Consider the following 12,555-nt stretch of genomic DNA (forward strand, 5'->3'; position numbering starts at 1 on the left):
CTCCGGACAGAGGGGGTGGGCGGGGATAGGTGAATAGTGTTGTCGGTGGTCATGGCGGAGGGGGAACGCCCGGTCCCATCCCGAACCCGGAAGCTAAGCCCTCCAGCGCCGATGGTACTGCACTCGCCAGGGTGTGGGAGAGTAGGTCGCCGCCGACATCAAACAACACGGAAAGCCCCGCAGCAGTCCTGCTGCGGGGCTTTCCCGCGTTCTCAGGGTCCTCTGAGCAGCGAATGACACCCTCGCCCACCGGGGATGAGCGAACGGCACTTTCGCTCATTCCTAGTGAGCGAAAGGGCCGTTCACCGTCTGAAGGCGCCCCTCTAACAGGCTCCACCGACAATCTCGTCGGTGGCGAGGCGCGCGTCGCTGCTCCGTCCCCAGCCCGTCGGCGGTGTCCACAGGAAGAGCATTCGCCCCGATCAGCTGCCTCCGGCGCCTCATGCTTGTCGCACCGATTCAGTCGACACGAGGAGCGAGAGCAATGACCGAGATCCTGACGACCGTGGTGGGCCGGCTGACGAACACGCCGGTCACGCGGGACCTGGGCGGCGGCCGTGAGGTCGTCTCCTTCCGGATGGCCTGCAACCACGGCTACCTGGACCGGACGACGGGGCAGTGGAAGGAGTCGTCGACCTCCTACGTGTCCGTCGACATCTGGCGCAGGCACCTGGGGCGCAACGTGCAGGGCTCCTTCGTCAAGGGCGACCCCGTGATGGCGCACGGCCGGCTGTACGTCCGGGACTACGAGCAGGAGGGTCGGAGCCGTACCGCGGTCACCCTCGTGGCCGACGCGGTCGGTCCCGACCTGAACACCGCGATGGCCGCTGTCACCAGGGTGCGCAGGACGGCTGACGGCAGCCTCGTCGAGGAAGCCGGGATGCCCGCGGCGGTCGACGACGGACCGGCCGACGAGGGCGTATCGCTCGGTCCGCGGCCCGCGCCGGACGAGGAGCAGGTCGGGCACGCGGCCGAGGCCGTACCGGCCGTGAGGGCCTGACCGGAGCGGAACTACCATCGTGGGCGTGGCGGAGTTCATCTACACCATGAAGAACGTGCGCAAGGCGCACGGCGACAAGGTCATCCTCGACAACGCCTCGATCAGCTTCTACCCGGGAGCCAAGATCGGTGTCGTGGGGCCGAACGGCGCCGGCAAGTCGAGCGTGCTGCGGATCATGGCGGGGCTGGACCAGCCCAACAATGGTGAGGCGTTCCTGGCGCCCGGGGCGACGGTCGGCATGCTCCAGCAGGAGCCCCCGCTGAACGAGGAGAAGACCGTCCTCGGCAACGTCGAGGAGGGCGTCGGCGAGATCAAGCAGAAGCTCGACCGGTACAACCAGATCGCCGAGCAGATGGCGACGGACTACTCGGACGAGCTGATGGAGGAGATGGGCACCCTCCAGGAGGATCTCGACCACGCCGACGCCTGGGAGCTCGACTCCCAGCTGGAGCAGGCGATGGACGCCCTGCGGTGCCCGCCGCCGGACGCAGAGGTCAGCCACCTCTCCGGAGGTGAGCGGCGACGGGTCGCGCTGTGCAAGCTCCTGCTGTCGAAGCCGGACCTCCTGCTGCTCGACGAGCCGACGAACCACCTCGACGCCGAGAGCGTGCTGTGGCTGGAGCAGTTCCTCAGCTCCTACCCGGGCGCGGTCCTCGCCGTCACCCACGACCGGTACTTCCTCGACAACGTGGCGCAGTGGATCCTCGAGCTGGACCGCGGCCGCACCTTCCCGTACGAGGGCAACTACTCCACCTACCTGGAGAAGAAGGCGGAGCGTCTCGCCGTCCAGGGCAAGAAGGACGCGAAGCTGCAGCGGCGCCTCAAGGAGGAGCTGGCCTGGGTCCGCTCCAACCCGAAGGCGCGGCAGGCGAAGAGCCGGTCGCGGCTCGACCGCTACGAGGAGATGGCGGCCGAGGCGGACCGGCACCGCAAGCTCGACTTCGAGGAGATCCAGATCCCGCCGGGCCCCCGGCTGGGCAACACGGTCGTCGAGGTCTCGCACCTGGACAAGGGCTTCGACGGGCGGCAGCTGATCAAGGACCTGTCGTTCTCGCTGCCTCGGAACGGCATCGTGGGTGTCATCGGGCCGAACGGCGTCGGCAAGACGACGCTGTTCAAGACGATCGTCGGCCTGGAGAAGCCGGACTCGGGCGACGTGAGGGTCGGCGACACGGTCAAGCTGTCGTACGTCGACCAGAACCGGGCGGGCATCGACCCGAAGAAGAACGTCTGGGAGGTCGTGTCCGACGGGCTCGACTACATCCACGTCGGGCAGACGGAGATGCCGTCGCGGGCGTACGTCGCGGCGTTCGGCTTCAAGGGGCCGGACCAGCAGAAGCCCGCGGGTGTGCTGTCCGGTGGCGAGCGGAACCGGCTGAACCTGGCGCTCACGCTCAAGCAGGGCGGCAACCTGATCCTGCTCGACGAGCCGACCAACGACCTGGACGTCGAGACCCTGGGGTCGCTGGAGAACGCGCTGGAGCAGTTCCCGGGCTGCGCCGTGGTGATCTCCCACGACCGCTGGTTCCTCGACCGCGTCGTGACCCACATCCTCGCGTGGGAGGGCACGGACGAGAACCCGGCCAGCTGGTTCTGGTTCGAGGGCAACTTCGAGGCGTACGAGAAGAACAAGGTCGAACGTCTCGGAGCGGATGCCGCGCGACCGCACCGTGTGACGCACCGTAAGCTGACCCGTGACTGAGAGCAATCACTCTCCGCTGGCCTGAGGCCACGGAGCGGCAGCGGGAGCGACCCCGGAGTCGGGGTGCACGGGAGGGTGCATGTCCGAAGTGGTCCGGCACGACGGGGACCAGATCTCGGGGGCGGCGACGATCGGTGTCGCGGCATCGCTGCGGTGGAGCAGGCCGGATCTCACGGCTGATCTCGCAGGGCACGTCGCCGAGGGTGCACGCTTCGGCGACCCGGCCCTGTGGCTCACCGCTCTCGGGTGGCGGGTCCACGGGATCGCCGCGGTCGGCGACGGCCGGTCGGCGGTCGCCGAGGCGCTCGCGGCGGCGACCGCGTCAGGCGCTGACCTCGCCGGCTCGGCCGGAACGCGCCTGATCGTCGAGGTGGCCGCGGCTTGTCGGGACAACGGCGACGTCGCCTTCGCGCGGCGCCTCGCGCAGGCCGTCCTGGCCTGTGCGGGCGGGTCTCCGGAGGCTCGGCTCGATGCCCGGCTCGTCCTCGTGCGGTGCTTGGACGGCGAGGAGCGGGCCGACGTGGACGGCCTTCTCGGCGAGGCGCGCGAGGGCGCCCGTGCCCTGTCCGGCCCCGCCTTCCCGGCTGCCGTGGCGCTAGCCCAGGCGGCCGTCGCGCGGGAGGGTGGACGACCGGCCGAGGCCGCGGAGGCCGCCGCGGACGGGCTGCGGCTGCTCGGATTCGGCGCGGGCGCCGCGCCACGATCGGTGGCCCCCCATCTGGTCGACGCGCTCACCGCTCAGCGGCTCGGTGCGCTGCTGGAGGCCGGGCGGCACGACGAGGCGCGTGCCCTGGCGCGCACAGTGGCCGGACGCGAGGGGACCAGGGCCACGCGCCAGGCCGCCCAGCTCCGCCTGGTCGTCGCCCAGGCGACCGCCGACGACGGGTCCGCGGCCGAGCGGGCGCTGTCCGAGGCGGCCGAGTACGCCGCCGCGGTCGACTGCCCGGGTCTCGAGGGTGCCTGTCGCGTCGCACTGGGAGAGCTCGCGGAGCAGCAGGGCCGGCTCGACGTCGCCCTGGCCGCGACCCGCGCGGGACTCGAGGCGGAGCATCGCGACGCAGAGCGCGCTCGACGGTTCCGCGAGGTGGTGTCAACGGTCGCGAACCGGCTGGTCGACTCCGAGAAGCGGGCCGGAGTGCGGTCCGGCGCCGGCATCGGCGCATCCGCGACGGGCTCCGGTGGTACGCCCACCGCCGCAGGCTCGGCACTGTCCTCCGCCGGTGGGTCGGTGTCGGCGGGCGGAACACGTGACGGCGCGCCTCCATCCCAGGAGGCCGGCACGAGCGGCGGGGCAATCAGCGCGATCGACGCGTTGCTCGGGGGGCTCGACGCAGGCATCTTGCCCGCTGCCTGGAGCAGCTCGATCGCAGATCCGTTGGCCGAGCCGCGCCCTGTGGGACGCCCTCGAGGCGTGGAGCGGCCGGCAGACGCAGGCGAACGCAGCGGTCGGCGGCGCAGGGCGGCGAGTGGGTTCGGCGAGGAGCCGGAGACACGGGCAGGTCGGCGGCGGAAGGACGAGCGCGACGCTGCACCGCGTGCAGGTTCCGCTCAGAGCGGCCATGGCGAGGACGCCGTGCTGACCGGTAGGCGACGCGCGCGGGCCGACCCCGGGCCGGTCGGTGACCGGATGGCCGGTATCCGAGGCGAGGGTGGCCACCAACGGCCGGCCGATATCCGGGGCGAGGGCAGCCACGAACGGACAGCCGGTATCCGAGGCGAGGGTGGCCACGAACGGACAGCCGGTATCCGAGGCAACGCCGACCACGATCGAACGACCGGCACCCGGAAGGATGCTGACCACGGCCGAACCAGTGGGATCCGGGAAGACGGCGGACATCACCGGCCGACGGTTACCCGACACGACGGGGGCCGGCGCTCGGCCCTCGACGTCGGCGGTCGGGACGAGCGTCGGTACGCCGGTCCGTCCGCGGACCTGGGGGAGACCGCCGACGACGTCGCGCGGACGAACATCGAGGGCGCACGACGCGCCGAGCGGGACCGTTCGCCGGGTGCGGGGCATGAACTGACGCGCAACGGCGCAGCGAGGGACTCGGCGGCCGACGGTCAGCCTGCGGAATCGCTCTCGGGGGGTGGCCGCGGGGGCAGCGGCTGGCGGGCCCTGCTCGGCGAAGCAACGGATGCCGCTGCGTCGGGCACCATTGCCTCGTCGGATGCCATCACCTCGTCGGACGACGTCACCTCGTCGGACGACGTCACCTCGTCGGACGACGTCACCTCGGCGGATTTCCTCACCTCGTCGGAGGCCGTCGCGCCGTCGAGCGCGGCGATCGACCGGGGTGAAGTGGCGAACGCGGAGGAGCCGCCCACGAAGCCGCGGCGGCGGGCCAAGGACTCAGCGGTGCCGATCGAGGATCCCGGCCAACGGCGCACCGAGTCCTACGGCTCGCTGCTCGGCGACGCGTTGATCTCCGAGCTACGGGCCGAGGGCCGGTGGAGCGAGGATGGCCGGTCGGCTTTCTGGTCCCGCCTCCACTCCGGCGACGACCTGCCTGGCGACGACCTGCCTGGCGCCGACCTGCCCGGCGAGGACCTGCCCGGCGCCGGACACCGGATCGGCAAGGACGACCGGGCGGGCGACGTGCAGAGCGGTCTCGGCGGAGAGGCGGCTGACGGCCCGAAGCTTCCTGGCGGTGGCGCTCCGGGTCGCAGGAGCCGCGGCGACGAGGCTCGTGGACGACGTCGTGACCGGGCGAGCGCCGACCGCTCCGGCGGCAGCCTCGAGCTCCGCGATCGTGAACACCCCGACAGCGAGGCCTCCGGTCGGACGCGCACCCGGGCTGCCGCTTCCTGGCTCGACGCAGCGGTGGATGCCAGCGCGAGCGCCGGCCGAGCGGCGAGACGTGCCCGAGGGGACGCTCAGGAGACAGCTGCGGGGCTCGGTTCGGCACAGATCGGTGGGCGGACTTCCGAGCGGCCGTCGCGTACGCGCCCTGCCGGGAACGGCCTGCGGGACGACTCGCGCGGGGGCACGCCGGTCGAGGGTGAGCGTTCCCGTTCCCGTCGCTCGGCGGATCGGCTCGCGGAGAAGGGTCGGCCGGGCGCGCGTCGCGCCGCGGACCTTCTCGCGGCCGCCGAGGGCGGAGGTCGCGCCGCCCGGCGTCGCGCCCGCGAGGCCGCGGAGGAACGGCCCGCGTCCGAGCACGGGAGGGACTCGGCGCCCATCTCCGGGGCAGGACGGATCCCGCACCTGCCGGACTCGGAGCAGGCGCTGTCGTCGCGCGCGAACGCGTCGGACCGTGCGGGGAACGGCTCACACGGCGGCGAGTTCGCGCTGGAGCGGGCGCGCATCACGACGTCGGGTCGCGCGGGTGAGTCCGCGAGTGCCGAGTCGGACCGTGCCGGGAACGGCCCACACGGCGGCGAGTTCGCGCTGGAGCGGGCGCGCATCACGACGTCGGACCGCGCGGGTGAGTCCGCGAGTGCCGCGTCGAACGGTGCGGGGAACGATCCACACGGCGGCGCGTCCTCGCAGAACCGGACGCATGCCACGAAGTCAGGCCGCCCGGGTGAGTCCGCGAGTGCCGAGCCGGCGCGTGCTGGACAGCTGGCGCGGTCGAACGACCCGGAGCGCGCCGCGCTCCCAGACGAGCCCGGGCGTGCCCCGGCAGGCGAGCCGATGCCGGCTGCGGCGCAGGTCGAACCGTCGCCCGCGGCCCGGGCGGCGGACGACTGGCTCCGCTCGGCGATCGCCGAGCTGGACCGGGTGTGGGGGAAGCCGGACGCGTTGTCGAGCGCGTCCCTCCCGATCGACCGAACCGAGCCCGCGACGCTTGCACAAGCCGGGTCGGGCGGCGACGGGGTCGGTCCCGCGGAAGCCGAGGCGGGCAGCGACGGGGTCGGCGCTTCGGTGGTGCTGGACCTCGTGGAGGGGGACCGGCGGATCACGTCGGCCGAGGCGGCTCGGGTCCTGCGTGGGCTGACCGACCGGATGCGCGTGCACCTGCCGAGCCGCGGCCGCGTGCGTACCGAGGACCCGAGCACCCTGAGGGTCGACCTGCCGGGCCGGGACCGGGCGGAGACCGCGGCGTGGCTGCATCCGGTGATGCGGGACCTGGCGGTGAGTGCCGACGTCGGTGCCGAGCTCCGGGGTGCGCGGTTGCGAGGCACCGTGCACGGCACCGACGGGGACAGCGGGGTCCAGCTGATCCAGGACATCGAGCCTGCGGGGCCGGGCATGGTGCGCCCCGCGAGCACGCCGGGTGCCGGTGCGTTCCGTCTGGAGGACCTCGCCGTGCGGCCGGGCAGCGGAGGCCGGAGGCACCGCCGTGCCGCCGCGACCGCCGGCTCGGAGCACCCCGACCGGGCGGACGACGAGAGCGACCCGGGCCCGCACGGCCCCGGTTCGGCGCCCGGCACCACGAACGCTGCGGGATCGGAGGGACACGCAACCGCTCCGAGCGGCAAGGGTGTTGCCGAGGGCAGCTCGGGCGCTCAGGCGGGCCGCAGCGGGCCCGACGAGACCGGCGGGAGGTCTTCCGGCACGGCCACGGGCGGCACCGCAGCGACGGCCGCCGAGGCGGAGGGCGTAGCCGCCGCGCGTGAGGAGGGCACCGACTCCCACGGTGACCCGGCCGCGACGAAGGAGGCATCGACCGAGTCCCTCGGTCTCGGTGATCTCCTCGCGGGCGCGATGGCTGCCTACCGGGGGCTCTGACGCCTCCGGCCGTCAGTCGGCGCGAACCCCGTGCCCGGGCACGGCCGCGCGGGCGCGTGGGGGTGGCGGTGGCGACGGAGCTGTCGAACCGTCGACGACCCGCCGCCACCCGCGCCGGTGCCGCCGGGAGCCGTCGCTGCCGCCGGGAGCCGTCGGAGTCCTCGACTTCCCGGGTGCCGTGGCGCCACCGGTGACGCCGGACCGTCGTCCAAGCCGATGCCCGGACCGTCGTCGGAGCGCCGGCAGGCGCGTCGCCGACCCGGCCGGCGCCCCCCGGCCGACCTCTCACCGACCACGATCGGCCACTCGGTGAGCGTGGGCGGGAGGCCTTCGGGTCCGCGGTGCGGGCGGCCGATCGGGGGCTAGGGTGGTCGCCACCCGAGCAACCCTCGCAAGACCCGGAGTCGCCGAGAATGAGCCGGACCCGTGAGCAGACGACCGCCGCGGAGCCGGCCGACGTCGAGCTGAACGGTCTCACCGCCCTGTACGCGCGTCACGCCCCGGCGGACGGGGCCTCCGCGCACGGCGACAGCCCCGAGCTGCCCCCGCTGAGCGAGGTGGCCGCGGAGCAGCGGGCCCTCGCCGCGCGCCGGCTGGTCGGCGAGCCGCTGGTCCGGGTCGAGGGAACGGCCGTCCGGATCGTCACCGACGACATGCCCTACCTGGTCGGTTCGACCCTCGCGGCGGTGTCGCGGGCGGGGGCGGAGGTGGGGCGGCTGCTGCACCCGATCGTCGTGGTGCGCCGGGACGCGACCGGACAGCTGCTGGAGGTCCTGCCCGAGGCCGATCCCGCCGACCCGCCGCGCGGGACGTTCGCCGAGTCCTGGATCCGGCTGGACCTGAGCGGGGCCGTGGACTCCGCCCTCCTCACCGAGGAGCTGCGCGACGCGCTGCACGACGTCCGCGAGATCGTCGAGGACGGCGACCGCATGGAGCGCCGGATCCGGACCCTGGCCGACGAGCTGCTCGCCGAGGAGCTCGTGCCCCGCGGCGTCCGCACGGACCGCGGATCGGAGCGGCACGAGGTCGCCCAGTTCCTCCGCTGGCTCGCCGACGGCCACTTCACCTTCCTCGGCTACCGCCACTACCGTCTCGACGGGGCGCGGCTGCGCCCCGAGCTCGCGTCCGGGCTGGGCGTCCTGCGCCGAGACACCCTCGACAACGGCGCCTTCGTGCCGGACACCGGCGCGGCGGACCGCGCCGAGGAGCTGCTCATCCTGACCCGCGCCGGCGTGCGCAGCCGGGTGCTGCGCCCGCTGCACCCCTACTACGTGGGCCTGCGGACCTTCGACCAGCACGGCGAGCCCACCGGGGAGCACCGCTTCCTCGGCATGCTCACCGTCCCGGGGATGTACGAGAGCGTGCTGGACATCCCGGTCGTCGCGCGCCGGACCCGCCGCGCGATCCGGCGGGCGGGCTTCCCGCTCGAGTCCTACTCGGGCCAGCAGATGCTCGAGGTGATCTCCGGGCTGCCCCGCGAGGAGCTGCTCAGCGCCACCACGGAGTACCTGCACGACGTCGCGGTCGGCGTCCTGGGGCTGGCGGGCCGGCGCGGGGTGCGGGTGTTCCTGCGTCGCGATCCGCACCACCGGTTCGTCTCGTGCCTGGTCTACGTGCCGCGCGACCGCTACACCACGACGAGCCGGCTGGCGATGGCGGACGTCCTGCGCGACCGGCTGCGCGGCAGCGCCGTCGACTACACCGCCCGCGTCACGGAGGCCTCGTACGCGCAGGTGCACTTCACGGTCCAGACCGACCCGGCGGACCCGCCGGCCGACCCGGACCCGCAGGAGCTCACGGACGCGCTCACCGAGGCCGTCCGGACCTGGGACGACCGGCTCGTCGACCGGCTGGGCCCGGCCACGGTGACGGTGCCCGGGCTGCTGGCCGGCATCCCGGACTCGTACAAGGCCGGCGTGCAGCCGGAACGCGCGGTGGAGGACCTGAAGCGGATCCTCGCGCTGCCCGAGGGCGGGTTCGACGTCCGGCTGCACCACGAGAAGGGCGAGCGCCGGCTGGCCATCTACCTCGACGCGCCGGTGTCGCTGACCCGGATCCTGCCGGTCCTGCAGCACCTGGGCGTGGAGGTCGTCGACGAGCACCCGTCGGAGTTCGTGCGCCCCGACGGGCGGCGGTGCTGGCTCTACGACTTCGGGCTGCGGATCGACACCACGGCGGACGCCCCCGACTCCGCGCTCGCCGGACGGGACGAGGCCGCGCTCGACCGGGACTTCTGCGCGGCCTTCCGCGCCACCTGGGGCGGTGACGCGGAGGCGGACCGGTTCTCCGCGCTGGTGCTGCACGCGGGGTTGCACTGGCGGGAGGCGGCGCTACTGCGCGCCTACGCCCGCTACTCCCGGCAGGTGGGTTCCACCTTCGGGGTGCAGTACATGGCGGACGTGTTGCTGGCCCAGCCGGCCGTGGCGCGCGGGTTGGTGCGGCTGTTCCGGGCGCGTTTCGATCCGGCCGAGGACGACCGGGCGAAGCTCACCGAGGAGGCGTTGACCGAGGTCACCGCGCTGATCGACCAGGTCACCGGGCTGGACGCGGACCGCATCCTGCGCGGGTTCCTGGCGATGATCGTCGCGACGCTGCGCACGAACTGGTTCCGCGACCGCGCGTTCACCTCGTTCAAGATCGACCCGGCGGCGGTGCCGGACATGCCCGCGCCCCGGCCACGGTTCGAGATCTTCGTGTACTCGCCGCGGATGGAGGGCGTGCACCTGCGCTTCGGCCCGGTCGCCCGCGGCGGGCTGCGCTGGTCGGACCGCCCGCAGGACTTCCGTACCGAGATCCTCGGCCTGGTCAAGGCGCAGATGGTGAAGAACGCCGTCATCGTGCCGGTCGGCGCCAAGGGCGGGTTCGTCGTCCGGGCCGCCCGACCCGACCCCGCCGAGGTCGAGGCCTGCTACCGGCTGTTCATCTCGGGCCTGCTCGACGTGACCGACAACCTGGTGCGCGGGGAGACCGTGCCGCCACCGGATGTCGTGTGCCACGACGGCGAGGACTCATACCTGGTCGTGGCCGCGGACAAGGGCACCGCCCGGTTCTCCGACGTGGCCAACGAGGTCGCCGCCGGCTACGACTTCTGGCTCGGCGACGCGTTCGCCTCCGGCGGTTCGGTGGGCTACGACCACAAGGCCATGGGCATCACCGCCCGTGGCGCCTGGGAGTCGGTGAAGCGGCACTTCACCGAGCTCGGGATCGACACCCAGACCCAGGACTTCACCGTCGTCGGGGTCGGGGACATGTCCGGTGACGTGTTCGGCAACGGCATGCTGCTCTCCGAGCACATCCGCCTGGTGGCGGCGTTCGACCATCGGCACGTGTTCGTCGACCCGACCCCGGATGCGGCACGCGGCTACGCCGAGCGACGCCGGCTGTTCGCGCTGCCCCGCTCCTCCTGGGACGACTACGACCGGGCCGCGATCAGCCCCGGCGGTGGGGTGTGGCCGCGCACGGCCAAGGCGGTCCCGGTCGGCCCGGAGATGCGCCAGGCCCTAGGGCTGGGCGAGCACGTGGTCAAGCTGTCCCCGCCGGAGCTGATCCGGGCGATCCTGCTCGCCCCGGCCGACCTGCTGTGGAACGGCGGCATCGGCACCTACGTCAAGGCCTCCACCGAGGCGCACGCCGACGCGGGGGACAAGGCCAACGACACCATCCGGGTCGACGGCCGGGAACTGCGGGTCAAGGTGGTCGGCGAGGGCGGCAACCTCGGGCTGACCCAGCGCGGGCGGATCGAGTTCGCCCGCCACGGCGGACGGATCAACACCGACGCGATCGACAACTCCGCCGGCGTGGACTGCTCCGACCACGAGGTCAACATCAAGATCCTGCTCGACCGGCTGGTCACGATCGGCGAGCTGGACCGGCCCGGCCGCGACGCCCTGCTGGCCGAGATGACCGACGAGGTCGCCGCCCTGGTGCTGGCCGACAACACCGACCAGAACGCCGTGCTCGGTGTCGCCCGCTCGCACTCCGGGGAGATGGCCAACGTGCACGCCCGGGTCGTCGCCGACCTGGAGGAACGCACCGGGCTCGACCGCGCCCTCGAGGTGCTGCCCACGGCGGCCGGGTTCGCCGCCCTCGAACGCTCCGGCGACGGCCTGACCGGCCCGGAGCTCTCGACGCTGCTCGCGCACGTCAAGCTCGACCTCAAACGCCGGCTGCTCGACAGCGACCTGCTCGAGGGCGCCGCGTTCGCGCCCCGGCTGCCGGAGTACTTCCCGCACCCGCTGCGCGAGCGGTTCCCCGACGCGGTCCGTCGCCACCCGCTGCACCGCGAGATCCTCTGCACCCTGCTGGTCAACGAGATGGTCGACGGCGCCGGGATCACCTTCGCCTTCCGCATCGGCGAGGAGACCGCGGCCAGCCCCTCCGACGCCGTGCGCGCCTACGCCGTCGCCACGGGGGTGTACGGGCTGCGGGCGCACTGGCGGCAGATCCGCGAGGCGGACCTGCCCGTGGAGGTCGCCGACCGCTTCGTCCTGGAGTCCCGCCGGCTGCTGGACCGGGCCGCCCGCTGGTTCCTCACCAACCGGCCCCAGCCGCTGGCCGTCGGCGCCGAGGCCGCGCGCTTCGCGGGGCTGGTGCGCACGCTGCGCCGGCGGCTGCCCGAGCTGCTCACCGGCCGGGAGCAGGAGGTCGTCCGCACGCGGATCGCCACGCTGCTCGACGAGGGCGTGCCGGAGACGCTGGCGCGGCGGGCCGCGACCGCGGTGCACGGCTTCGGGCTGCTCGACGTCGTCGAGCTGGTCGAGCTGTCCGAGCGCGACGGCGAGCCCCGCGACCCGGAGGAGGTGGCGCGCACGTACTTCGCGCTGAGCGACCACCTCGGCATCGACGTGGCGCTGACCTCGGTGAGCGCGCTGCCCCGCGGCGACCGCTGGCACCAGCTGGCGCGCCTCGCACTGCGCGACGACCTCTACGGCTCGCTGCGGTCGATCACGCTCGACGCGCTGCGTGAGGCCGCCCCGGGCACGCCGCTGCCGGAGACGATCGCGCAGTGGGAGCGCGCGAACGCCTCGAAGCTGGTGCGGGCGCGTGCGGCGCTGCAGGAGATCGCCGGGGCCGGGCAGCTCGACCTCGCCACGCTCTCGGTGGTCTCGCGGCAGCTGCGCGGGCTCGGGCGGTAGCCAGGGTCGTTGCGGACGCACGTTCTCGCCGCTTGCCTTCTCC

The 12,555-nt window shown here is 73.5% G+C and carries 4 protein-coding genes and 1 rRNA gene; all 5 read left to right on the forward strand.

Annotated features, from left to right (window positions below; genetic code table 11):
• The first annotated feature begins 41 nt into the window (after positions 1–41).
• The 5 genes from rrf to ABD990_RS02430 all read left to right on the forward strand — a co-directional run bounded on the left by rrf (position 42) and on the right by ABD990_RS02430 (position 12,512).
• Positions 42–158, forward strand: a 5S ribosomal RNA gene (gene rrf, locus ABD990_RS02410).
• 326 nt (positions 159–484) lie between these two features.
• Entirely contained in the window at positions 485–1,000 is a 516-nt protein-coding gene (locus ABD990_RS02415) for a single-stranded DNA-binding protein (protein ID WP_345378015.1), read from the forward strand.
• Between the two features lie 25 nt (positions 1,001–1,025).
• Positions 1,026–2,702 (forward strand): energy-dependent translational throttle protein EttA, encoded by a 1,677-nt coding sequence (gene ettA, locus ABD990_RS02420; protein WP_345378017.1) that lies wholly within the window; start codon positions 1,026–1,028, stop codon positions 2,700–2,702.
• Positions 2,703–3,504: 802 nt separating this feature from the next.
• Positions 3,505–7,377 carry a hypothetical protein gene (locus ABD990_RS02425; protein WP_345378018.1) on the forward strand — a complete coding sequence of 1,291 codons (3,873 nt, stop codon included), beginning with the start codon at positions 3,505–3,507 and terminating at the stop codon, positions 7,375–7,377.
• A 413-nt stretch (positions 7,378–7,790) separates the two neighbouring features.
• On the forward strand, positions 7,791–12,512 hold the full coding sequence (locus ABD990_RS02430) for an NAD-glutamate dehydrogenase (protein ID WP_345378019.1): 4,722 nt from the start codon (positions 7,791–7,793) through the stop codon (positions 12,510–12,512).
• Positions 12,513–12,555 lie beyond the last annotated feature (43 nt).

Origin of the sequence: Pseudonocardia yuanmonensis (genome assembly GCF_039542425.1) — a bacterium.
Taxonomy (GTDB): domain Bacteria; phylum Actinomycetota; class Actinomycetes; order Mycobacteriales; family Pseudonocardiaceae; genus Pseudonocardia; species Pseudonocardia yuanmonensis.